The sequence below is a fragment of the Halobellus sp. GM3 genome (genome assembly GCF_052545375.1).
The window spans coordinates 106,107-130,740 of sequence record NZ_JBQWLT010000002.1; the positions used below are offsets into that span (position 1 = coordinate 106,107).

Here is a 24,634-nt window from a genome sequence, read left to right on the forward strand (position 1 = left end):
GTCATCACTCACTCGATCTATGCAGTCGTCCTGATGTATCTCGTCTACATACCACGTAACCCCAATGATTCCAACGCAGTATGTCGCTTCAATAGGACCCGATAATGCTATTCCTTCGACTGAATTGCGTACAGTTCGGCGTACTCTCCCTCGGTGTTAAGTAGCTCTCGGTGGGTGCCAGATTCGACGATTTCCCCGGAATCTACAGTGTGAATTCGGTCAGCGTTTTTCACCGTGGAGAGGCGGTGGGCGATGGCGATCATCCCGTAATCGCGGTCCATCGACTCGATCGCCCGCTGAACTTGGCGTTCTAAGTTCGAGTCAAGGTCGCTCGTGGCCTCGTCGAGCACGAGGAAGTCGGCCTCCTTGAGAAGGGCTCTAGCGAGGGCGACGCGCTGGCGCTGCCCACCCGAGAGGCGGACGCCGTCGTCGCCCAGCTGAGAGTCATAGTCGTTGGGGAGTTCGTCCAAGAACTCGTCGACCTTGGCGATCTCGCAGACTTCCTCGACTTCCTTTCGCGAGGCGCCCCGATTGCCGATCGTGATGTTCGCTTCGAGGGTGTCGTTGAAAATGTACGGCTGCTGGCGAACTACGGCGATGCGTTCGCGCCACTGGTCGAGATCGTATTTCTCGATTGGAGTGCCGTCGGCCCTGATCTCGCCCGCGTCAGGATCGTACAGTCGGGCCAGAAGCGAGACGATCGTGGACTTTCCGGCGCCGGATTGACCGACGAAGGCCACGAAATCGCCACGTTCGACCCCGAAGGAGACGCCCTGCAGAACGGGTTCATCCGGCTCGTAAGAAAAATAGACGTCCTCGAATTCGATCTCTTCGACAGACTGGACCGATTTATTGCCGTCCGGTTCTTGATTTTCATCAAGGCGGTCAAGGAAGCCTTGGGTGCGGACGAGATGGGAGATGTTCCCTTCGAGGTTGTAGAAGAAACTGTTGAGGGTACTCACACGTGGGGCGAGCTGGAACATTGCAATGAGGAAGATGCCGAGTTCGCCGAGCGTGAGCCCGGAGTACGTAAAGCCGACATAGATGAGAACGAAGATCGTCAATGCGGCGGCGAGCTGGTAGTAGTTCTGGATCGCGGCCTTGTTTCGGGTAAGATTGATACTCGAATCGGCGTACTGTTCGATCGAATCGCGGAAGGAGGAAAACACCTCATCGGAGAGTCCGAAGAGCTTGACGTCTCGAACGCCCTGAGTACCTGCTTGGACGGTCTCTTGGACTTCCTCGTTGGCCTCGGCGACCCGGTTGCCGACTGTCACCGCCGGTTCAATAACGAAGCGTAGGAGGACAGTAATTCCACCGAGAAGGACGATGGCCAACACGGTCATCGCCGGCGTGATGTAGAGCATAACTCCGAGGTAGACGATAACGAGAAAGACGTATTCCATCGTCCGGACGCCGTCGCGGATGACCCGGCCGGAATAGCGAGTCTCCGTGATGATGGCGTTGAGTACGTCGTCTGACCCTTCTTGGTCGAAATAGCCGATTCGCGCGTCGAGTGCGCTCCCGAAGGCTCGGGTTCGGAGATACTTCTCGTAGTTTTTTGCGAGGATGGCCCGGAGCCAGGCAACCAAGAAGGAGAACGTATAGCGGACGATCATAACGAGCGCAACGCCGACGATCAGATACCCGAGCGTGAACGGGACGCCGACGAAGTCGTAGAAAGAGAGGAAGGTTTCGAGGACCGGACCGCCGCCTTCGACCGGACCTTCGGTCTGGGCGACTTCGAGAATGGGATAGATGAAGCCCAGCCCGACGCCCTCGAGGACTGCGGCCAAGCCACCGAAAAGGACGAGAACGACAGTGAATGTGGGGCGATAGGCGGCCACACGTCGGAGGGCCGCTATCTTTTCGGCCCACGAAAGTTCGTCTGCGGAGGTCATCGAATTGGCGAGTGTTTCAGGCGAATGTGTATAAGAATAGTGAAATCCGTTCTATCTTGGCTCTGTTGAATCCTTCGGCTCTACTGAATCATCATACGGCAGTGACTCTGTGTAAATATCACGTCTCTTATGTTGTCATACTGGAGCAATCGAGACTGTAACTCGAGGAATTTACCGGTGACGAACTGATTTGTCGGTTTTAGGAAGACAGGAAAGCACTACAACCCAATATCGTCTGACGGTTCACTAGATACTAACGATTAAAACGAAACTACCCCGTGCTCACAAGATATATTTAGTTGATGACTTTACTTGGGCTATGGACAAACAAGGACGCGCTAGTTCTTCTACTACTGACCATCCTGATCATAACCCTTTGGATAAATCTGTTCTTCATATTGGCAATACTGCTGGTGTCCCCTCTGTAATTGCTGAGAAGCAGCGTGATCTGGGGATGGAAAGTACCGTGGTAGTATTTAATGAGGATCCCTATGAATTTGGAGCAGATCGTATTATTCAGGTCCATCCAGAACCGAAATATATTCCTATGTATCTTACCAATTGTATAGAATTATTTAACAAGATGAAAGTTATACAGAATATAATTTCATCTTTTGATGTGATTCATTTCCACTATAGGAGTGTCATATCCTACTCAAAGTTTTATATTCCGTACGGTCTCGATCTTCCCCTATGGAAAGCTCAAGGAAAACATATTGTTATGCACTTCCATGGCCACGATATCCGGTGGAAGGGTGTTCCATGGTTCTATCGAAACTTCTCGGATGCAATTCTTGTCGCTACACCTGATCTGCTAGATTGGGCTCCAGACACTGCGACTTGGGTTCCCACACCAATTGATACAAGTTCATTCGATCCACATTACCCTGACCCAAATAGTTCAAAACCAATTAAGATAGTTCATGCACCAACAGATCGAGAAATAAAAGGAACACAACATATCATTGATGCAGTTTCAACTCTCAAATTTCGAGGATATGATGTGGAGCTTCAGATTGTTGAGGATACACCCCACTCTGAGGCAATAGAGATCTATAAAACGGCAGATATCGTCATCGGCTGGATGAATTCAGATTATGGAATATATGGGATGTTCAGTAAAGAGGCAATGGCGCTTGGAAAGCCGGTTGTTGCGTCCCTAAGTGAATCAGTAAAAACATATTTGCCGGAGGGAAATCCGGTTATTCAGGCCAATCCAGAGAATCTTAGCGACTGTCTGGAAAATCTTGTTAATTGCCGAGGCGAATTAAAAAAATATGGTGAGAAAAGCCGGAAATATGTGAAAAAAACGCATAATATAGACTCAGTTGTTCATAAATTCAATAATTCATATGTGGTATAATCGAGGACCTGCTTACCTATTCACTCTTGGGTAGAGGATTGTTGGTCAGTTCTCAGCAGTGGCTGGAAATCACAGCGGGCAGGGGTGACGCGACCGCGTCACCCGACAAACGATGTTCTCAATCAAGACATTCGTCTCGGAGCATCGAGCCGCGGACCTACTCCAAAAGATTCGCTGGCGTGACGGTGTGACCCGTCTCAGCCAAACTGAGTCAATCAGTTAATATTATACGTAATGCTGAACGAGCGCAAGAATCTCCGGAGAAGTGCCCGTCGCTGATGAGATGTATAGGGCTTTTATCACTAGGAAGTCATTGTACACAACTACCGATGTTGAGGGCGGAAAGACGCTCACGGCCGACTATATCGGGGCCATTCGTCCATCCAACGGCCTTTAGCCGGGCGATACGAGGAAATTCTTGGTCACCGTCTCTCCAATTTGGTTGCTCTCGGTGATCCGATCACAGATGAGGTCCTTGCCGAGTGAGAATCGGCAGACCAGCAGAGAGAAATAATTGGGTTTAGAAGGGATCCTATATGCCACAAACTGTGTTAGCTGTCGGTGCACACCCCGACGACGAAGTGCTCGGACCCGGTGGGACACTTGCAAAACACGCCGATACCGGCGATGAGGTTCACGCGCTGATCGTCACCGAAGGAACGACCACGCAATACGACGACGAGTCCCTCGTTGAACAGAAGCGAACGGCCGCTAGATCGTGCGCTGATAGACTCGGCCTAAAAGATGTCCACTTCGGTGATCTCACTGATATGAAACTTGATGCGACGGCTCACATTAAGGTCAACTCTGTGATTGAGCAGACTGTAGAGGTTGTCAATCCGGATGTGATATACACCCACTCACCCCACGAGGTCAACAAAGACCACGTTGCAGTCTACGAATCGACACTCGTCGCTTCCCGTCCCGGATCAGGGGTAGACCGAATCTACGCATATGAGACTCCCTCTTCGACCGAGTGGACCGGCGGCGACAGACGGCAGTTCTTTCCCAATCGATATGTCAACATTTCCGGGTACGTCGATACGAAAGTTAAGTCGTTCATAGAGTACAACACAGAGGTGCGAGAGTTTCCACATCCACGCTCGGAACGAGCGATCCGGGCACGAGCGACCACCCGCGGTGTCGAAGCCGGATTCGAAGCCGCTGAGGCGTTTTCGCTCGTGGTAGCTCGGGATAGAGAGATCTGAATGATTGCAAAATTAAACATTCCAGCCGCCCATATCCGGTCGTGTTTCGTTAAGGAGGAAGAGTGATCGCGCTGAAACTATATTCAGTTTTTGCTTTTAACTGGGACGATCTCCAACTGGAGTGATATCAATCTCAATGGTGTACTGTTTACCATCCATTTCAAGCATAGCGTTCTCGTGGGGGGGAAAAGTGAGTGCCCGGAGCACATTAAGAAACTCCCGTGCAGTGTGCGTTTCAGACGGATTGATCTGGCAGAGATCTTTGAAGTCTGATTTGCGATGATAGATTGCTTTGTCGTCGCTCTGTTCGGTTGCGGTTACGTCTCCCGACTCAATCTCCGGCCAAGCCTGTTTGAATAGACGGACGCTAGTGCGTTCGATCCGTTCGTAGAGAGACTTTGCATCGTCAGAAAACTGCTTCTCCACCCGCTTCCGGGCAATGATGTCTCCGGTATCGATTCCAGTATCCATATAGTGGACTGTTCCCCCTGCGGGAAGGTTTTCTACGATGCTCCAGACGTTCGGGTAATATCCACGACCCTGAGGAAGATATCCAGGATGGACGTTAATACAGCCACGTTCAGGGATTGTAAGTATTTCCTCAGGCACAATATATGGATAACCTGCTGCGACGACTGCATCAGGTTGGATATCTTCCACCAGAGAAAGCTGTTCCTTAGTCGTTAGTAGTGCACGAACCCTTACTTCGTCCCGATTGCAGAGCCACTGGTAAATCTCTCGGCCAGTATCATTGATCCCGAGGAACACAATATCCATATGTTCTAATTAAGTAAGCTGCATCAAAAGAATTACTCACCGAACTCCCGGGCATTCTTGAATGAATCACCTATCTTAAATTCGTAGTCTTCTAAAAACTCTCTGCCCGTTACTGGTTCATCATTCTCGATCTGGAGTTCTGTTATTTCGATCGTACCCTCCCACACACCGACACCGAGAGCGTCGTCATTCTGATACGATATCTCACTGGGTCGGACAAAGGTAGTGTTCTCGTTTGGCGGGTTTGCGTCCCATATCGTCACCTTTTGTCCGTTTATATAAGAAAACGCACCGGGGTACGGTCGCGTTTGTCCTCGTATCCAGTTGTACACATCTCGTGGAGCACTGTTCCAGTCGATAATCCCATACTCTGGTCTCCGCCGCGGCCACCACGTCGCTTCCTCGTCTTCTTGGGGTATTCGCGGTACAAATCCCTGTTCGAATTTCGGATAGTACTCACGTATCATTGCGCGGCCAGCGTCAATCATCTTCTGATACATCGATCCGGCGTTATCGCCAATATCGATCGGGAGCGATTGTTGGCCGACGAGGTCGCCGGCATCAGCTTCCTCAACAAGATGAAAAAATGAGAGTGCCGTCTCGTCCAGTCCTTTAATCAACGACCATGCGAGTGGTGCTCGCCCCCGACCTCTGGGGAGGGGTGCCGGATGCATTCCGAGGGCGGTGACTGACGGAATATTCAGCACAGTTGAGGAAACCAGTTCCGACCATCCAATCACGAACAGTAAATCAGGATCACACTTGCGCATCGTTGCCACCGCCGAATCATCGTTCGCAGATTCCGTCTCAGTAATAGGAACACTGTGAGATCGACAGAGCGATTCAAATTCGACCTGATCAGAAATATTAGGATCACTAGGTTTCGTGAACACGTAACGGACATCCGCATCTAATTGTATCAACTCTTCGAGACAAGCTAACCCCAATTCGTTGTGTGAGACAAATGCAATCCGCATACCTCAACCTTCCTGCGTCGGAATTTAGTAGTTTTGGCTACCACAGTGGTCGCGTTAAGTTAGAAAATGAGACAGACGAGATCTGAGTGCTTATGCCAGAATTATATCAACTCACCATATTATCGCGCGGATAAAATATGGTTTGGGGAGCGATATAGAACGCCCCGATGAGCGATTAAAGTAGAGATCTGCAGTTACTTGTCCAATATATCAATCTATTATATGAAAAATCTCTTGATGAATACGGATTAATGGGGGGTCGTTTCTATTCACAACTGGGTCATAAAGCTAAGTTACTGCTGATTTCGCCGTCTCAGCGAGTCAACTCGCGGTTGATGAGAAGATGATCCTCTTCCACGCTCAGCAGTTCTGGCTATACGGCTCAGTTGATCCTCACACGAACAAGATCCTCCACGTAAGCTTCTATCTGACCGCAACAAAACAACGCGGTGGTTTCGACCGAGCTACATCAGGCGACCAGCCCGGTGACACCGAGTTTCTCGTTGATAACATAGAATCACACTACCTAGTCCACTTCAGTCCCTATGGGCTGCCACGCCCGCTCGGACAGCCTTAGCGACGTGGGCCACCGATTCGGGGGAGAGGTTGGGATGCATAGGGAGTGAGAGCACTCGACTCGCGAGGTCCTCGGAAACTGGGAGATTTGCGTAGTCGTCATCCCCATAGAACGTGGTGCGATGGACCGGCGGGTCCCAGTACACCTTCGCAGACACATCGTGGGCGTCGAGTGCGTTGAGGACAGACGTGCGGAGGGCTGACGATGCACAGGTCACGGTGTATATCTGGTATACGTGGCGGCCATCGGCAAGTTCGCTTGGGAGGTTGATTCCGTCCACGCCCGCAAGCGCATCGCGGTAGTCCGCTGCGACCGACCGACGGCGCTTTACGATGTCCTCGACGCGGGTCATCTGTCCCGCGCCGATTGCCGCGACGACGTCCGCCATCCGGTTGTTCGTTCCGAGAGCGACGTACTCGCCGCTGTCCGCGGCGCTGAAGTAGTCGCTACTACTCCGTCCGTGGGACCGATAGAGACGCAGTCGCTCGGCGAGTTCCGGGTCGTCAGTCACGACGGCGCCGCCTTCTCCGGTCGCGACGACTTTATTCTGACAGAAACTGAGAGCGGCCGCGTCGCCGACTGTCCCCACCATCTCACTGCCCTCGTAGGCCCCGAACGCCTCCGCGGCATCCTCAATGAGTGGGACATCGTAGTCGTCTGCGACTGCTCGCAGGTCGGCCATCAGGAACGGCTTGCCGTAGCAGTGGATGGGCAGGATTGCGGCGGTCCGGTCCGTTATCGCGGCCCGGACAGCGTCGGGGTCAAGGGCGTACCGGTCCCGCTCGATATCCGCGAACACAGGTTCTGCGCCGACGAGGCGGACGGAGTTCGCAGTAGCGATGAACGTGAACGCAGGGACGACAACCTCATCGTCCTCCTCCACCCCGACAGCCTGAAGAGCTCCGACCAGCGCCGTCGTTCCCGAGTTGTACGTTACCGCGTGCTCAACGTCTAGGTAGGACTCGATTCGCTCTTCGAATTCGTCCACGTACGGTCCCTTGGCCCAGTAGCTACCGCGCGTGATAGAATTGACGGCGTTCAGCACGTCTTGTCGGTCCCAGTCTATCTCGAACAGCGGAATCGGGTCGCCGTCCGCCATCTTACTCCTCTTCCTCCTTGGGCACGTAGTTATAATACTGGTTGTCGTCCGGGTCGGTAATCTCCCCAGAGACGAGAGCGTCCCGAACCTCTTCGATGCCGTCGCGAACGGTCATCTCTGGTTTGAAGCCGAGCACCTCCTCAATTTTCTTAAAGGAGACACGGTAACTCCGCTTGTCCACCATCGACTGGTCAATCTCAACTTTCGCGTCGGCCACCACGTCGTCAAGGATGCGCCCTATTTTTTTCATCTGATAGTTCTCATCCGTGGATCCGACGTTGAAAATCTGTCCCTCAACATCCTCGCGGTCCCCATAGAGGACGGCACGGACGCCGCGCGCCACGTCGGTCGTATGGATGAACGGGCGCCACTGGTCGCCCCCGTAGATGGTACCCTCGTGGTCGCGAACGGCCTTCTTCGTGAGGAAGTTCACGGAGAGGTCAAAGCGCGGGCGGGGTGAGAGACCGTAGACGGTGGCGAGGCGGACGACGGTCGGCGAAAAGGACACCTCCGAGGAAAGCAGCGAATCCTCGGAAAGGCGCTTGGTCTGGCTGTACGCCGAGATGGGATTGATGGAGGACACCTCGGTGAGAAGTTCGTCCTCGGAGTTGCCATAGACGCTGCAGGTGGACATAAAGACGAAGTGATTGATGCCGTGACGGTCACAGAGTCGCTTGAGTTCGACCGTCGCGTTGAGATTCACCTCTATCGTCGCGTCCACGTCCGCGGAACACGCTGGTTCGCCGACGATGCCGGCCATATGGACCACATCCGTCGCTCGCTCCACGACAGGCTCCAAGTCGTCTGTATCTCGAATGTCTCCCGAGACAAACTCAAATCGGTCCCGCTCTCGGAGCGAGTCAATAGCGTCGGTACCAAAAAGCTTAGCGTCGTATACTAAAACCTCGTGGCCGTCATCAAGCAGTTGTCGCGACAGGATGGAGCCGAGGTAGCCCGCGCCTCCAGTGAGGAGAATGGTTCTATCGGTCATATTGCAAGATTTGGTGTGGGTATCTTATTATTTGTTATATGCTCGTCGCTCTTGTGACGTAGATTATTGGTGAGTTAGAGTGCTGTTTTGAGGATGATTTTCAGCGCTTCTTCCCCAAGTTTTCGGAAGACTTCACGTCGGAGTGGTAACGCTCTGAGATATGGCGTAAGTTTGTCTTTGGAGGCACTTCGATGCGGCGAGAGCCACGGTCGCGTCATCGACGTGTGGCTCTCGCACGTATTCACGTGTACGTCTCCATCAACGTACTCACCGTCGCCGTGGACGACGTATTCGCGGACGAATGTGTCGTCCTCGTCGAGTGGGTCGTACGCTCGAAAGCCGTCAATATAGACGGTTAACGTCTTCTCTTTGCGGTCAGCAAGCAGGAGTCAAGTCGTCGATTCCGTGGCGGCTTTCGCTGGGATCACGTACCGCTCATCGGTGCCACGATCAGCCAGAATAAACACGGGTGGCTTGTCCTTGACATATGTTCTATGCCCGCGTGTAGACAGGCCACGCGAGCGCGACAGCCTGTCGCGCTCGCGCCCTTTGAGCCCAGCTTTCACGTACAGTTCATCGATCTCGACCGGTCCTTCCAGCTGCGGGCGATGTGAGGTCCAGCGCTCGCAGGAAGCGCTGGACGCGCCGGTAGATCGTCTTGTAGAAAACGTCGATTTTTACGTCTAGCTGTCTGAGACGCGTTTTAAACCGGATGTAGGTGTAGACGGAGAGAAACCACTTTCTGAGTGCCACCGCCAAGTGTTCGATGATAGTGCCCGTCTGATGTTGAACGTGCGGTCTCAATTCTCACAGAGATACCGCTGAAACACTCGATAGCTGCCGTATCGAATCATAGATTCGCCACGACAGCGTAGGCAACTGAGACCGTTACGCAGCAAACCTGTCCCAGCAGGTCTGCGGCCCAACGCTTCGAGACGAACCCCTTGACTGGGAGCATCCTTCGTCGGTTGACGCGGCAGCGTCACCCCTTTCCGATACGCTTCTGTAGCGCCAGATCTCCGTGACCTACAATCTGCTTCCGACAAGTGTCAGAAGCAACATCCTTGATTGCTTCGGAAAATATATGGCATTGTTCAGATAAGCTGATTGAAGCAGACGGCGAATGCTTGGAGCCACGTTTCTGCTGTGTTCGGATCAGCGTGTCTGAAGTGGTTGGCGAAGGCTTCAGTTCGGCGTTTGAGTTCTTTGAAGACGCGTTCGACGGCGTTCCGATTCCCGTGGGTGACGTGTTGGAATCGGAGTGCGTGGCGGTGGCAGGCTGCCTGCAACCACGGCGCTCTATCAACCAGGAAGATCGCGTCATCTCGGTCAGCGCTTGGGTTCTGGTCGGGAAGAGCCGCACGTGCAGCAGGCGGTTCGCATCGGGATTGACCGCCGCAAACAGCCAGTAGCGCTGGTCATTCACTCGAATTACGGTCTCATCAACCGCAACGTAACCCGGATTCTGTCCCTCTGTGTGCTGTGGATCGGCCTTCTGAATCCAGTTGTGAACGGTAGAGCGACAATGTTCGACACCCAAGCCAGCGAGGACTGAGACGGTATCAGCCAGCGATAATCCCGCCAAATGCAGTTGGATACCTAGCTTTATCGCCGGCTCGGGTGTCGCCTCTCGCACCACAAATCCTAACTCAGGCCAGTCGCTACATCCGACGAGGCGGTTGGGTTTTGGCATAGGCACCAACAATCTACGACCGCCTCACTCTTCGACCTTATCTGAACAGTGCCGCCGACAATATTTACCACCACGACGTGATCGAACGCCTCCACGCTATTCCCCGAATGTCGATCGTTGCGATCTGCCACGACCCGCAGTCGTGGCTCGCTCAGGTGCCGGTGGGTGACAGCCATTCGTTTGACGGGATCGGTACATTCAGCTGCGTCGATACAGCACGGAGGAACTCGCAGATATTCTCGAGGCCCGTGCGAACTAGGGGGCTCGTGAAGGATCTTGTCACTCGGGACCAACTCAGATCGATTGCGAATCACGTCGCCGGTGTCGCACGGTTCGGGATTCAGTCACTCTACGCAGCTGCATAGCAGTCGAACGCTCCCACGAGACGATCCGACACGGACATCGGCGATTCGTACGACCGAGCACTCCACCGTATTCGGCAATCGAACCTCAACTCGGTTCCGCTGCATCATCACGTACTCTACGAACTGATTCGCACCGCTGGCGAGGTCTCGGCTACAGAACTCCACGAGCGATACGAGAACGCGGCCGAACAGTTGTACGCTGGCTACCCGCAGACACCGATTGGAAAGTGGTCGCGACGAAACAAGGTAGTCGTGTCACAAAGTGGTTTTAACGTTCAGTGGCAACTGAGCCCCGTGAGGACGGGTTACCTCTGGTTTCCATCCTGCTCTGGTGGATAGCGTCTCTTTGAGCGAAAATAATGTTCCCCCTCAATCTGAGGGTCAGTAGTGGCATTCGCTCACATACCAACTCAATGGAGCGACTGTCCACGATGAGACCGCTATTCGACAGTCCTCATAAGACTGATACGGAGAGACTATCATTACCGTTTATGACCTCTGTATGCGTTCTTACGTCGGCACATCCAATTGACGATACGCGAATATTCCATAAACAGGCTAGAACTCTAGAAGAGGATGGATATGATGTGTATCTTATCGCACATCACACCCAGAGTGAATCACAACACGGTATCGATATAATATCTGTTGAAGACGCGAGTTCACATCTCGATCGTCTCGTCGATCTCCCGAAAATGTATAAGATCGCCCGTGATATCGATACAGATATTTATCATTTTCACGATCCGGGATTGCTTCCAGTTGGTGCCGCACTCGCAGTTCGCACCGATGCTCGGGTCATCTACGATTGTCACGAGCAATACGATATCTCGTTCCGAGATTACGATTTTCCACCAGACGTATTCAATCCCTTTTTCCAACATATCTTTCCCCACGTTCAGTCCGGCTTTTGCCAGCCGCTAGATGCAGTCATCGCTGCCACGGAGTGGATCCAAGAGGATTTCGAGGGGTTGGGTCATAGCTCGGTACAGCTCGTCCGTAACTTTCCGATCACCGAAAACATCGTGATCGACGCTACCGGAGTCAATCGAACCCACGATTTCGTCTTGGTGTACGTCGGGGGCCTCACGTCGACACGGGGAATTCATCGGATGGTCGAAGTCCTTCGGCTCTTACGAGAAGGCGGTGTCGACGCGGGCTTATGGCTACTTGGAGCGTTCAACAATGCCGAGACTGAACGCCGTACTCGAAACTATATCCGGGATCACGAATTGAATGATGCTGTTCGATTTTTCGGGCGAGTCGAACATAACGAGATATTCGCATACCTCGCCGCCGCCGATGTCGGGCTAGCACTTCTTGATTCGGGTCCCTACGAATATGGCGTCCCCACGAAAATGTTCGAATATATGTACGCGCAGATTCCGGTCGTGGCAAGCGATACGACCGCTAACCGAGCGTATCTCCCGAGCGATTGCGGTGAAATCGTACCATATGACGATCCACACGCGACGGCGTCAGTTCTCGAAACGCTCTCACGGGATAGTACACTCCGAGAAGAGATGGGTACAGCAGGTCGACACCGGGTAGAGACTGAATATTCTTGGGAAAGCGAGCGAGACTCCCTCCTCGAACTCTACAACAGATTAACTGACCAGTAGTGCCACATTTGGGAGATAATCTGTGTAGATCCGTTTTGGATCAACTATTGAACGTTCTGGCACGTCCGATCGTATACACCCAGTGATCCGTTTCTCCCAAGTCGAGCGCCTGTCGTCCGTCCACTACGACTAGCGATCGGTCGAACGCGTGCCAATTGATCGATTCGAACTCGCCGTGTGCGGTGACCAATACGACCGCGTCGGGATCCACTTCGGAGATCTCTGACTGATCGATCGGTGTGGCTCCGTCGAACGTGGAGAAGTCTTCCAACCACGGGTCCACGACGAACACCTCCGCGTTCTGTGTAACGAGCCGGTCCACGATCGGGATAGACGGCGCGTGCCTGAGTTCCGCGACCCCGGCCCGATACGTGAGACCGAGCACGACCACAGTCGCGTTCGAAAGCGCCGTCTCTCGCTCGGTCAATCCGTCGATCAGTTTCTCGGTCACGAATTCGGGCATCGAGTCGTTCACGTTCCGAGCCGTCTCCATGAGCGGCGTCGGTCCGTCGAACTGATTGATGAGGAAGTACGGATAATACGGGATACAGTGGCCGCCGACACCAGCGCCGGGGGTATGTATATCGCACATCGGGAGCGTGTTGGCACCCTCGACCGCCTCCAAAACGTCGATCTCCAAGCCGTCTGTGAGTTTTGCTAACTCGTTGGCAAAGGCGATGTTGACGTCCCGATAGACACCTTCGAACACCTTGACCGCCTCAGCGGTAGTCGCGTCTGACACGGGCACCACGCCCGAGTCATTAATTTCCTTATACACGACCTGTGCGACACGCGTCGCTTCGGGATCGGTCCCACCGACGATCTTCTGGTACGCGCCGCGAATGTCCTCGATCGCGCGTCCACTCGACGTTCGCTCGGGACAAAACGCCACGCCGAACTCGTCGACATCGAGACCGCTCTGCTGAGCCAAGAGTGGCTCAACGACGTCTCGACACGTCTGTGGAGGCACAGTCGACTCGATGAACACGACGTCACCGGGTTCGAGACCGGTGGCGATGTCAGAGGCGACGTCGGATACCACCGACAGATCGGGCTCGTTGTCGTCCGTAATTAACGTCGGAACGATAATAACGTGAATACTGGCGTTTGCCGCTGCTTGCTGTTCGTCGGTTGTCGCCGAAAGAGCGCCCGACTCGACGGTCCGCTGGACAAGCTGGTCCAGTCCACGTTCACCGTTCACGTGCGCAGTTCCGGATGAGATGGATTCGACGACTGTCTCATCAACATCGACACCGGTGACCAAACCACAGGCGTCTGCATACACCGCCGCGAGTGGGAGCCCCATTTTTCCGAGACCGTAGACCGTGACCGGGATATCACCACCAGTAAATGCTTCTCGGAGCTCTTGTTCGCGGTTATTGTAGGGCTTCATTTGTCTCCTCAGTTCCGAACGCCTGTTCGTCTATCTCTTGGACGATTTTGACGACTTCCAAACCCTCTGTTCCTGAAACACTAGGTGTAGTGTCTGCAGCTACCGCCTCCAAGAACGACTGTAGCTCATTCTTGAGAGGTTCGACATTCTCGACTACAGGATTCTCGACGATACTTTCGTGCCGATATTTCACACTGCCATCATCAGTGATGAAATCAGGGGCGGATTGTCGATGGATTTCGATCGACTGGTCCAAGTAATCGACCTTGACGTATCGATCGGTCGCGGTAATCGTTAGTTCTCGGATCTTCTGTTGGGTCTGTCTACTTGCGGTGAGTGAGGCGACAGTGCCATCTGCAAATGTCAGCGTCGATGCGGCATATCGGCCTTCAGCGGTCCCAGCAGTCTGGATCGACGCGATATCTGAATCAATCAATGACGACACGATATCGACATCGTGAATCATAAGGTCCGAAACGACGGTGTCTTTGATTTCGCGGCCGGGATCCGGGCCGAGCCGACGGGCATCGACAGCAGTCACATCTAATTGCGGAACGATCTCTTCTAGGGCTTCAACGGCCGGATTGAATCGCTCGATGTGGCCCACTTGTATCTGTACGCCGTGTTGGTCTGCAAGCTCGATCAGATCTTTTCCCTCCTCAGCTTTGGAAACGAACGGTTTTTCGACGAGAATCGAAATATTGCTCTCGATACAATTTCGAGCGATATCGTAGTGGTACTCAGTTGGGACGGCGATCGAAACAGCGTCGACGGCCGTAATCAGTTCGTCTAAAGACAGCGCATCGGTTTCGTACTCAGCAGCGATCTGCTTCGCCCGTTCTGAATCCACGTCGTACACACCGACCAGCGTCGCATCTGCGAGTTCGTTGTAAACACGAGCGTGGTGCTGCCCCATACTGCCGACGCCGATTACGCCGACTGGGACCGGTCTCTCACTCATTAGCGTAAAACTTCCGTACCGCTGTTGTGATTGTTTCGATGTTCAACTCCGAAACGTTCGAATGAACTGGGAGTGACAGCACCTCCTCGGCTGCCGCCTCTGCCATCGGCGCGGTGTACTCTACGTCGGCGTACGCTTCCTGTTCGTGGATGCACTTCGGGTAGTAGATCCCGGTACCAACACCCGATTCCTCGAGGTGACGACGAAGTTTGTCCCGGTCATCAGCCCGTACCGTATACTGATGATACACGTGTCGTCTGTCTTTGGGTTCGTGGGGGAGCGTCAGCGGTGTCTCCTGCAGACCGTTCGAGAGACGTCCGGCGTTACTCCGACGCTGTTCGGTGAGTTCCGGCAGGCGTTCGAGTTGGGCACGGCCGATCGCGGCGGCCAGGCTCGTCATCCGAAAGTTGTGGCCGAGTTCGACGTGTTCGTAGCCGTCGGTTCGCCCGTGGTTTACAAACCGTGCAGCAGCGTCGGCCACCTCCTCCCGGTCGGTCGTGATCATCCCGCCTTCCCCAGTCGTCATATTCTTTGTCGGATAAAACGAGAAGCAGGCGGCGTCACCGAAGGAGCCGACTCGTGTTCCGTCGTATTCCGCACCGTGAGCTTGGGCGGCATCTTCGATCAACAGGAGATCGTACTCGTCGGCAATCGAACAGAACGCATCCATATCTGCTGCGAGCCCGTAGAGATGGACGACAACGATCGCATCGATGTCGTCTCGTTCTTCGAGAACCTCACGGGTAGCATCCGGATCAAGCGCGTAGGTTCGAGGGTCGATGTCGGCGAAGACCGGTTCGGCACCACAGAGCCGGATCGCGTTCGCACTGGCGACGAACGAAAACGGCGTTGTGAGTACGTTATCGCCGGACCCGAGCCCTAGCCCTTCCATCGACGCATGAAGCGCTGTCGTTCCGTTAGAAGTCGCGACGGCGTATTCGGTTCCACAGTACGATGCGAACTCGTCCTCGAAGGAGCGAACTTCCGGTCCGTCGGCAAGCATCCCGCTCTCGAGCACGGATCGAACGCGATCGAGCTCCTTGTCGCCTAGCTTGGGATCTGCTATCGGAATCATCAGAGACCGTTCTCTTCTTGGAGTTGCTGAGGAAGTGATTTGAATGTCGCGGGTGCCCCGACAGCGAGCGTCTCAGCTGGGACGTCCTCTGTAACGACGGCCCCGGCCGCCACGAACGCCCGTTCTCCAATTGTAACTCCCGGTAAAACCGTCGCGTTCGCGCCAATCGACACCGACTGCTTGAGTGTCGGTCCCTCAAGATCGACATCCTGCCTGACCGGGTACGGATCGTTCGTCAGGACAGCACAGGGACCGACAAACGCCCGATCCTCGATCGTCGTCTGTGCAGGGACGTAGACGCCAGTCTGGAGACTCACGTTGTCTCCCACTTCGGAGTATCCATCGATAACTGTATTCGTTCCGACGATACACTTCTGACCGATTTCGGTGTGTTCCCTAATCAGGACGTTGTGTCCGGTCTGTGTTTCATCGTCGATCTTGACGTCACCGTAGACGATACTCCCCGTACGAACAACGACTCTATCTCCGAGTTCGGCCGGCGATATGTTTTCTGCGTACTCGTACCCCACCGTGGCTCCCGGATCGATCTCGCAATCCTCTCCCTGATATGTCTCGCTCATTGTCGGTTTCGTTGGCCGTGATTGTTCCGGGAGTTATATACTCGCATCGACTCGTCATAGTTTATCGTCATTCGACAACTTTTCGAATGGCCTCGAGATACATATCTGCGACCGCACTCCAGCTGTTTTCACTCGCGGTCTTTCGGAGGTTTTCACACCGCTGATTCGCCTTGTCGGGGTTGTTCTGTATCCGTTTGAGTCCGCCAGCGATCTCTTTGGGAGTCGGTTCGACGAACCAGATTTGATCTTCGGAGAATTCTTTCTGGAGATCGCCCGGCATACCGAGTACTGGAAGTCCGGCTGCACCGTATTCGAGGATTTTCAGTGGTCGTTCGATGTTGACCAGACAGAATCCGACATCGGCATGCTGGAGAAATCCGGGAACTCGATCGTGTGCGTACGATCCCGGATAGTACACGTTCGACTTCCGTTCTGCCGCTTCTTCGACGGCGTCCTGCTGGGCTCTCTCACCGATGAAGACGAACTCCCAGTCTTCGGCTATCTCTGCAGCGGCGAGCGTCTCGGTAATGTGATAGACTGAGGAGAAGCTACCGGGATAGATTGCGATCGGCGAACCGAGCTCCACTCCGGCAGCTTCGAGTTCGTGACGTGCGAAATCGACGACATCAGTGGATGGATCAGAAAACATCTCGTAGTTGACTGCATTCTTCGCCAGAACGGCATCGATTCCTCGACTTCGAGCAGCCTCGTACGACTCGGTCTCGGCGAACATAGCCATATCTGATCGTTGGAGGATCCACCATTCGTATCGATAGAGCGTTCGATAGAGAGAATTCGGAAGGTCTGAAATCTGGGAAATTGGATCACTCACATCGGCAATGAACGGTTTTCGAAGGATTTCGACGAACGGATAGCTCACGTAAAGGGGTAATCTGACGTTCGCGATCACAACGTCGTGATCGCCGAACGTGAGTGCCTTGAGATCCGATAACGGACTAGAAGTGCTCACGTTCCGGAACGTTACTGATATCGACCGATTTCGAAGATGTTCTGCGATTCGAGTACGACGAGTACTTACGTTTTCCCCGGTAGACGGTCGAAGCCATAGAATACTCAGTTTTCGATTCGAGGGGATGACCATTACGTTCTCCTCCTATTTTGGCTTCGTAATTGAAGGTCGCGACAATCCCATATATATTTCCCACACGCCGCGGACGCCGCTATCGACGCGAACGAATGAGTCGCAACGATCCCGCATAGGTTCCCCGCCCCAACCAGGACGCGCTTCGAGTACCCCTGCCAGAACGCGCGTTCGAGGAGCCATCGGGGATCGGTCCGGTAGTCGAATATCTTGTGCTCGACGACCGCGTCGGGGTTGTACCAGACTCGTTTCCCGAAGGCGTCGTACATCCGCGCGGCGAATTCGGTCTCCTCGCCCTGGATCTGTCGGTCACCGTGCCTGCCGAGGTCGGGATCGAAATCACCGATCTCATCGAACACCTCCCGCCTGAAGGAGATGTTCGATCCGAACGTGTTCCGGACCTCGCACTCTTCTTCGGGAAAACCGCGGTGCGTGACGCCGACGAGCCAGTAAAACTCCGGTGGGAGCCACGACGGTTCGCCCGCGACCCACCGGGGGGCCATCCGCCCGCCGGCGGCGATCGCGTCCCGACGCTCGTACGTGTCGACGAGCGTCTCGATCCAGTCCGATCGCGCGACTGCGTCGTCGTCAAGAAATGCCACTATCTCGCCCGTGCTCCGATCGATACCGGCGTTTCGGCTTCGCGATAGTCCACGGTTCGTCTCGTTCTGGTGGAGTAGCACGTCCTCATTGTCACCGTACGCCTCCGCCACCAGCGCGGCGAGTTTGTCGCTTCCGTCGACGACGACCACCGTCTCGACGTCGTTGTACGTCTGGTTCAGGACGCTCTCAATCGCCTCCTGCAGATGCTCGAATAGATCAGGATCGTGGGCACAGATGACGACGGAGACGCGCATCGATGGGAAAAATCCTCCATTTGAACATACCTCTTGTGGTACGCCGTAGCGCTTTTCGCAGAAACAAATCCACAGATTGTCAGTCCAGAAGGGCTAAAGACCGGATCACAATCGTTACCCCACGGTCACGCTCTTCGCCAAATTCCGCGGCTTATCGATCGACCGTCCCTTCAGATTCGCCACGTGGTAGCTGAACAACTGGAAGTACACGTTCGCCACCAATGACTCTAACTCCCCCAACTCCGGAACCTCGAACACCTCGTCGACGTACTTCTCCGCGTCCACCGACAAAGATGCACACCCGATCACCGGAGCACCGCGAGACTCGACCTCTTTCACGTTATTCAGCGTCTCGTCCGCATTCGACCCCTCCGTCAACACAGCCAGCACGGGCGTCTCCGAGGTTACCAACGCCAGCGGACCGTGCTTCAACTCCCCCGCAGGGAATCCCTCGGCGTGGTCGTAGGAGATCTCCTTCAATTTCAGCGCCCCCTCCAGCGCAACCGGCGCACCGAGCCGTCTCCCGATGAAGAAGAACGCGTCGCCGTCGGCGTACTCTTCGGCCGCAACACGCACCTGTTCTTCGCGATCCAGCACCTGTTGCACCGCGCCCGGCAGCCCGCGGAGATCCGACAGCAACTCCCGAGCGTCTCCCGACGACATCGCCCCGCGCTCGCGGCCGACGTACACACTCAGTAGCGCCAGCGTCGCGACCTGCGAGCAGAACGTCTTCGTCGCCGCGACGCCGATTTCGGGACCGGCCCGAATGAACACCGTATCGTCGACCTCCCGCGTCACCGTACTGCCCAGGGTATTCGTCACCGCGAGCGTTCGCGCCCCCGCCCGCTTGGCCCGCCGCAGCGCCGACAGCGTGTCGGCGGTCTCGCCGCTCTGGGTCACGGCGACGACGAGCGTCCGCCAGGGGTCGCGGCCGCCGTCGAACTCGTACTCGGAGGCGATCTCCGCGGAGGCCCGCACGTCGGCGTACTCCTCCAGCAGTTTCGCGGCGTACAGCGCGGCGTGATAGGAGGTCCCGCAGGCGACGAACTGAATCTCTTCCAAGGAGTTCAGATACTCCGTCGGCAGGTCGATCTCCAAGTCGGCCTCGCCCTGCACCTCGTCGATGCGCCCGGAGATGGTCTGTCTGAGCGCCCTAGGCTGCTCGTGGATCTCTTTGAGCATATAGTGCTCGTAGCCGCCCTTCTCCGCGGCTTCGGCGTCCCAGTCGACCTCGATGACCTCCCGATCCACTTCCTCGCCGTCGGCGTACACGGTCGCCCCCTCCCGGGTGATATGGATGACGTCGCCGTCCTCGGGGTAGCTCACGCGCCGCGTGTGCTCGACGAACGCCGGGACGTCGCTCGCGAGGAACGTCCCGTCCTCGGCGTGACCGAGGACCAGCGGGTTCCCGTTCCGCGTCGCGACGACCCCTTCGTGGCCCGCCGCCACCACGCCGAGCGCGTAGCTCCCGGCCAGCCGGTCGACGACCGCGGAGACCGCGTCGACGAGGCTCCGACCAGACTCCAGTTCCTCCTCGACGAGGTGCGGGACGACCTCCGTGTCGGTCTCGCTCGCGAAGGTGTGCCCGCGCGCCTCCAGCTCCGCCTTCAGTTCGTCGTAGTTCTCGATGATCCCGTTGTGGACGACGGCGACGTCGCCCGATTCGTTCGTGTGCGGGTGCGCGTTCGCGTCCGTGGGCTCGCCGTGGGTCGACCACCGCGTGTGGCCGATTCCGGTCGTCGCCGTCGAACTCGACGGCAGCACGCCCTCGAGTGCGGACAGCTCCCCCTTTCGCTTGTAGACGTCGACTGTCTCGCCGCACAGCGCGGTCCCCGCCGAGTCGTACCCCCGGTATTCGAGGTTCGCCAGCCCCTCCCGGATGATCGAGAGCGCGTCCTCGCTGCCGACGTAGCCGATGATTCCGCACATCTCAGCCCCTCCTCACGATCGCGTCGGTCTCGATCCAGCCGTCCACGACGGCCCCGGTTTCGACGCGCGCGTCGTTTCCGAGCACCGTCCCCGGAGCGACCGTCACGCCGCCGCCCAGCGTCGCGTTGTCGCCGACGACGCCCCCGAGTCGCACGTCGCCGTGGACGCGCCCGTCGACCACGACGTCGGCCTCGCCGCCTTCTATCGTCGAATTCGGTCCGATCGAGGCGTTCTCGCCGACGACGCAGTCGCGGACGACCGCGCCGTCGCCGATCGTCGCGTCCGCGAGCACGACCGAGTTGGAAACGACGGCGTTCGAGCCGACCTCGACGTTGTCGCCGAGCGCCGTTCCCGGGAGCACGGTCGCGCCCGGCCGGACGCGCGCGTCGGAGCCGATCGCGGTCCCGTCGACGACGGTCGCTCGCTCGTCGATCGTCGCCGTCTCCGCGACGGGCGCGGGCACCCGGTCGAGCATCCCGCTGTTGACGGACAGGGTGTCCCAGTGGTAGGAGACGTCGAGCCAGAGGCCGTCGAAGCGGACCGCGCGCAGGGCGTCCCGGTACTCCCGCAGGACCGACGTGATCTCGAGTTCCCCCTCGCGTTCGGCCTCCCGGAGGTCGTCGAAGACTGACTCGCCGAGCCCGTAGACGCCGGCGTTGATGTAGTCCGTCTTGACGGTGTGTGCGGGCGGCTTCTCCTCGATCGAGCGCACCGCTCTCCCGTCTAATTCGACGACGCCGTAGTTCTCCGGATTCCGGTGGCGCGTCACCCCAATCGCGGGCCGGCCCGTCTCCCGCCGCTCCTCGATCACCGCCGAGATGGCGCTCGGCTCGACGATCCGGTCGCCGTTGAGCGCGAGGAAGTTGCCGTCGACGTGGGATTCCGCCTGCAGCAGGGCGTGTCCGGTTCCGAGCTGCGTCTCTTGGACGGCGTACTCGATATCGACGTCCCAGTCGTCGCCGTCGCCGAAGTGGCTCTGGATGCGCTCGCGCTTGTATCCGACGACGAACACGAACTCGTCGATGCCGGCCTCCTTGGCGGCTTCGAGGACGTGTTCGAGAAGCGGCTGGTTGCCGATCGGTATCATCGGTTTCGGCCGCGTTCGAGTCAGCGGCCTGAGCCGCATTCCCTCTCCGGCCGCGAGGACGACTGCTTTCATACGAAGAGTGTCGAGACGAGGTGTGTTCAATATTTTGTGTCTATCGTTCGTTCCGGAGGTCGGTATCTCGATAGTTATCTCTCATAGAGAGAAGATATCGAAAATCAGAGAACGGGTTCACCCCGTCGCGTTCGTTTTGCGTTCCCGGTCCGATTCGGTTCAATGGTTGCTCTCTGGGAGAACACACGAAACGGACACTCACTCACCGGAATACGCCTTCAGCAACTCCCACTCCTCTCGCATTAGCTCGCGGACGCCGTGTTCGAGGATCCCCTCGCCGAGTGAGGTCGCCCGGTAGTAGGAGTAGAGGCCGTCGCTGGACGGTTCCTTCCGTTTGCGGTTCTCCACTAGGCCGACGTCGACGAGCGCGTCTAGGTGATAGTGCAGGGTATTCGACTCGACGTCGAGTGCGTCTCGGAGCTCCGCAGCGCTGTGCGCACCGGCCTCGACGAGCCGGTCGAGGATGCGAAAGCGGGTCTCGTTACCGATCGCCCGCTGCATCTCGAGATACTCCTCGAGCGAAAGCAGGCTGTGCTCGGGCAGCAACCGCGGGTGGTCACCGGAACCGTGTCCTGAAGGATCCGTCTCGGCCATACGTTGTCTTCACTGCCCGCGTCAATAAGTGTTTACTGACTCAGCGAAATTAGAAAACAGAGTTTTTTATATACTGTGGCGAAAGAGACCGGTAATGCGTGATCGATTGATCGACAGCCTCGGCGACCTCGCTCACTCGAAGTTTCTCGTGTACCTGATGGGACCCTACAAGGCGTTCGACGTCGAGGAAATTCTCGAGGCCGGTACCGAAGCCGACCGTGTCGAGACGCACGTTCCCGAGAGCGTGGATTTCGGGACGCTCGTGGACGCCGATGTCGATCTCGAACAGCAAGAGGCCGTGCTCGACCTCCTACTCGACGTTCGAGATCGACTCCGGACCGATCCGGGCGTGAACGCCTTTCTCGCGATCGACATCGATATCCCGCTTGAGGAGATGGACGCCGCCACGCAGAGTATCGAGTTCGCGCTCACGAGTAATGCGATCGTCTACCTTGTACCGAAGATCGGGGACAACCTCGGCGTGGGAATCGAAGCAGGGTCAGTATTGGAAGCGATCTACCGCGAGGGAGAGCGCACATCCGACGAGAACAACCCAAGTGATCACGCAGAGCGAGTCGTGTTCGCTCACGAGTCCGGCGTCCGAAGCGCGATGATCGCAGCGATACAAGAGCGGTGGGACGCCCGCGTCTATTCGTACACCGATCGCGAGGACCTCGTACGTCAGGTTCGCCTATTCATTCGCGATCTCGCTCGCAGGGAACAGCGCGGTGATCTCCCTCAACTGTAAACTACCCTACCCTACTCCCTCGGCGCTGTGCGCCTCGGTCCTTGAGGGTAGGGCTTTGATGTGGACTCCCGGCAATCAGATTCTGTGGCCGTACAATCGGCTACTCGTCTTCTCCCTCCGATACCGAGACGGATTGGTTTGGGATGCCTTATCTGAGTCGAACACGATAGAGCCACCGTGAACGGCCGGCCACGACAGACCGCCTTCGCCCTCCCGAAACGATGAGAATTGGACAAACGTCTTTCGCGGTCTTCGCCTCGAAGCTCGTCGGCTCCGCGCTCGGCTTCGTCGCGACGCTGTACTTCGCCCGGACCCTCGGAGCCGAAGTGCTCGGGCAGTACGCGCTCGTCCTCGCGCTCGTCGCGTGGCTCACGCTCGCGGGCAACCTCGGAATCTCTTCGGCAGTGACAAAGCGGATGAGCGAGGGGGAATCCCCGTCGGCGTACGCCAGCGCCGGGGCAGTCACCATCGCGGCGCTCGGTTTCGTACTCGGCGCGCTCGTCGTCGTCTTCAGGGGCCCGGTGAACGCCTACGTCGGCGAGCCGATCGCCCCGCTGGTCGTCGCCCTCCTTTTGGTGGGGCTGTTCGGCTCTGTCGCCAACTCGGCGCTGAACGGCGAGCGGAAAGTCCACCTCACGGGGCTGCTCACGCCGGTCGGCATCGCCGTCAGGAGCCTCGTCCAGATCGGGCTCGTCGTCGTCGGATTCGAGCTCGTGGGAATGCTCGTCGGCTACGCGGTCGGAAGCGTGTTCGTCGGCGTCGTCGCGCTCTCGCTGCTTTCCGTCCGGTTCGTCCGGCCCGCTCGGGAACACTTCGAGGACCTCTACGAGTACGCGAAGTTCTCGTGGCTCGGCGGGCTCCAGTCGCGGTCGTTCAACGACGTCGACGTGCTGCTTTTGGGCGTCTTCGTCCAGCCCTCGCTCGTCGGCGTCTACTCCGCCGCCTGGAGCATCGCGACGTTCCTCACGCTGTTCGATTCGGCGATCAGTTCGACGCTGTTTCCGGAGCTGAGTCGGGCGGACGCGAAAGGCCAGCGAGACGCCGTCGAAACGCTCGTCGAGGACTCGCTGACGTACGGCGGGCTCGTACTCATTCCCGGGCTCCTCGGCGGAATGTTGCTCGGGAATCGGCTGCTGCGGATCTATGGGCAAGAATTCGTTCGGGGCGCGTCCGTCCTCTGGATACTCATCGCGGCCACGCTGCTGTACGGCTATCAGAAACAGCTCTTGAACGCCCTGAACGGGATCGACCGACCGCGGGCGGCGTTCCGGATCAACGCCGCCTTCATCGGCGTGAACGTCGTGTTGAACGTCGCGCTGATCTCGACGGTCGGCTTCGTCGGCGCCGCCATCGCGACGGCGGTCTCGGCGGCCGTCGGCGTCGTCGTCGCCCTCTTCACGCTGCGTTCGGAAGTCGCCTTCGCGATCCCGTTCGGCGAGATCCTCCGACAGTTCGGCGCGGGAGCGGCGATGGCGGCTGTCGTCTACGCGGCCGAGATTCTCATCGAGACGGCGACGAGCCTGAACCACAATTTCGCGACCGTGGTACTTCTCGTCGCCGTCGGGGCGACGACGTATTTTCTGGTCCTGTTCGGCATCTCCGCGACGTTCCGGTCGACGGTCTTCGAGAACAGTCCGGTATGACCGCGCTCTCCATGCCGGA

Annotated in this window: 19 protein-coding genes and 2 pseudogenes; 5 read left to right on the top strand and 16 right to left on the bottom strand. The window is 56.7% G+C overall.

Going from position 1 to position 24,634, the window contains the following annotated elements; all coding sequences use genetic code 11:
• Positions 1 to 107: 107 nt before the first annotated feature.
• Positions 108 to 1,901 carry an ATP-binding cassette domain-containing protein gene (locus tag ACT3HL_RS03315; RefSeq protein ID WP_445085390.1) on the bottom strand — a complete coding sequence of 598 codons (1,794 nt, stop codon included), beginning with the start codon at positions 1,899 to 1,901 and terminating at the stop codon, positions 108 to 110.
• Between the two features lie 319 nt (positions 1,902 to 2,220).
• Between ACT3HL_RS03315 and ACT3HL_RS03320 the strand changes: the two genes are divergently transcribed.
• Together ACT3HL_RS03320 and ACT3HL_RS03325 are read left to right on the top strand one after the other, a co-directional pair.
• A complete protein-coding gene (locus ACT3HL_RS03320; RefSeq protein WP_445085391.1) occupies positions 2,221 to 3,264 on the top strand; it encodes a glycosyltransferase in 1,044 nt (347 codons plus the stop codon).
• A 536-nt stretch (positions 3,265 to 3,800) separates the two neighbouring features.
• Entirely contained in the window at positions 3,801 to 4,472 is a 672-nt protein-coding gene (locus ACT3HL_RS03325) for a PIG-L family deacetylase (protein ID WP_445085392.1), read from the top strand.
• Positions 4,473 to 4,568: 96 nt separating this feature from the next.
• On the opposite strand, the gene ACT3HL_RS03330 is transcribed toward ACT3HL_RS03325, so the two are convergent.
• From ACT3HL_RS03330 to ACT3HL_RS03355, 6 genes and pseudogenes are all read right to left on the bottom strand, one after another.
• On the bottom strand, positions 4,569 to 5,249 hold the full coding sequence (locus ACT3HL_RS03330; RefSeq protein WP_445085393.1) for a formyltransferase family protein: 681 nt from the start codon (positions 5,247 to 5,249) through the stop codon (positions 4,569 to 4,571).
• A 32-nt stretch (positions 5,250 to 5,281) separates the two neighbouring features.
• Positions 5,282 to 6,226, bottom strand: a complete 945-nt coding sequence (locus ACT3HL_RS03335; protein WP_445085394.1) for a formyltransferase family protein — start codon at positions 6,224 to 6,226, stop codon at positions 5,282 to 5,284.
• 536 nt (positions 6,227 to 6,762) lie between these two features.
• On the bottom strand, positions 6,763 to 7,902 hold the full coding sequence (locus tag ACT3HL_RS03340) for an aminotransferase class I/II-fold pyridoxal phosphate-dependent enzyme (RefSeq protein ID WP_445085395.1): 1,140 nt from the start codon (positions 7,900 to 7,902) through the stop codon (positions 6,763 to 6,765).
• Position 7,903: 1 nt separating this feature from the next.
• On the bottom strand, positions 7,904 to 8,893 hold the full coding sequence (locus tag ACT3HL_RS03345) for an SDR family NAD(P)-dependent oxidoreductase (RefSeq protein WP_445085396.1): 990 nt from the start codon (positions 8,891 to 8,893) through the stop codon (positions 7,904 to 7,906).
• Positions 8,894 to 8,967: 74 nt separating this feature from the next.
• Positions 8,968 to 9,851, bottom strand: a pseudogene (locus ACT3HL_RS03350) (IS1595 family transposase).
• 136 nt (positions 9,852 to 9,987) lie between these two features.
• Positions 9,988 to 10,586: pseudogene (locus ACT3HL_RS03355) on the bottom strand (IS6 family transposase).
• An 856-nt stretch (positions 10,587 to 11,442) separates the two neighbouring features.
• On the opposite strand from ACT3HL_RS03355, the gene ACT3HL_RS03360 reads away from it, so the two are divergent.
• Entirely contained in the window at positions 11,443 to 12,573 is a 1,131-nt protein-coding gene (locus ACT3HL_RS03360) for a glycosyltransferase (protein WP_445085397.1), read from the top strand.
• 40 nt (positions 12,574 to 12,613) lie between these two features.
• Here ACT3HL_RS03360 and ACT3HL_RS03365 read toward each other — a convergent pair whose 3' ends face one another.
• From ACT3HL_RS03365 to ACT3HL_RS03405, 9 genes are all read right to left on the bottom strand, one after another.
• Entirely contained in the window at positions 12,614 to 13,966 is a 1,353-nt protein-coding gene (locus ACT3HL_RS03365; RefSeq protein WP_445085398.1) for a nucleotide sugar dehydrogenase, read from the bottom strand.
• On the bottom strand, positions 13,950 to 14,927 hold the full coding sequence (locus ACT3HL_RS03370; RefSeq protein WP_445085399.1) for a Gfo/Idh/MocA family oxidoreductase: 978 nt from the start codon (positions 14,925 to 14,927) through the stop codon (positions 13,950 to 13,952). Before ACT3HL_RS03370 ends, ACT3HL_RS03365 begins: the two co-directional genes overlap by 17 nt.
• Entirely contained in the window at positions 14,920 to 16,002 is a 1,083-nt protein-coding gene (locus tag ACT3HL_RS03375) for an aminotransferase class I/II-fold pyridoxal phosphate-dependent enzyme (protein WP_445085400.1), read from the bottom strand. The genes ACT3HL_RS03370 and ACT3HL_RS03375 overlap by 8 nt, the downstream gene beginning before the upstream one ends.
• Positions 16,002 to 16,583 carry a DapH/DapD/GlmU-related protein gene (locus ACT3HL_RS03380; RefSeq protein WP_445085401.1) on the bottom strand — a complete coding sequence of 194 codons (582 nt, stop codon included), beginning with the start codon at positions 16,581 to 16,583 and terminating at the stop codon, positions 16,002 to 16,004. Before ACT3HL_RS03380 ends, ACT3HL_RS03375 begins: the two co-directional genes overlap by 1 nt.
• 67 nt (positions 16,584 to 16,650) lie before the next feature.
• Positions 16,651 to 17,493, bottom strand: a complete 843-nt coding sequence (locus tag ACT3HL_RS03385) for a glycosyltransferase (protein ID WP_445085402.1) — start codon at positions 17,491 to 17,493, stop codon at positions 16,651 to 16,653.
• 191 nt (positions 17,494 to 17,684) lie between these two features.
• Positions 17,685 to 18,542, bottom strand: a complete 858-nt coding sequence (locus tag ACT3HL_RS03390; protein ID WP_445085403.1) for a glycosyltransferase — start codon at positions 18,540 to 18,542, stop codon at positions 17,685 to 17,687.
• A gap of 114 nt (positions 18,543 to 18,656) precedes the next feature.
• Complete coding sequence (gene glmS / locus ACT3HL_RS03395) at positions 18,657 to 20,471, bottom strand: glutamine--fructose-6-phosphate transaminase (isomerizing) (RefSeq protein WP_445085404.1); 1,815 nt, start codon at positions 20,469 to 20,471, stop codon at positions 18,657 to 18,659.
• A 1-nt stretch (position 20,472) separates the two neighbouring features.
• Complete coding sequence (locus ACT3HL_RS03400; RefSeq protein ID WP_445085405.1) at positions 20,473 to 21,630, bottom strand: sugar phosphate nucleotidyltransferase; 1,158 nt, start codon at positions 21,628 to 21,630, stop codon at positions 20,473 to 20,475.
• Between the two features lie 198 nt (positions 21,631 to 21,828).
• Positions 21,829 to 22,224, bottom strand: a complete 396-nt coding sequence (locus ACT3HL_RS03405; RefSeq protein ID WP_445085406.1) for a helix-turn-helix domain-containing protein — start codon at positions 22,222 to 22,224, stop codon at positions 21,829 to 21,831.
• A 94-nt stretch (positions 22,225 to 22,318) separates the two neighbouring features.
• Here ACT3HL_RS03405 and ACT3HL_RS03410 point away from each other — a divergent pair, with 94 nt between their 5' ends.
• Both ACT3HL_RS03410 and ACT3HL_RS03415 read left to right on the top strand, forming a co-directional pair.
• The gene (locus ACT3HL_RS03410) at positions 22,319 to 22,972 is read left to right on the top strand and encodes a DUF7509 family protein (RefSeq protein ID WP_445085407.1); all 654 of its coding nucleotides are present in this window, start codon (positions 22,319 to 22,321) and stop codon (positions 22,970 to 22,972) included.
• Positions 22,973 to 23,193: 221 nt separating this feature from the next.
• On the top strand, positions 23,194 to 24,615 hold the full coding sequence (locus tag ACT3HL_RS03415; RefSeq protein ID WP_445085408.1) for an oligosaccharide flippase family protein: 1,422 nt from the start codon (positions 23,194 to 23,196) through the stop codon (positions 24,613 to 24,615).
• Positions 24,616 to 24,634 lie beyond the last annotated feature (19 nt).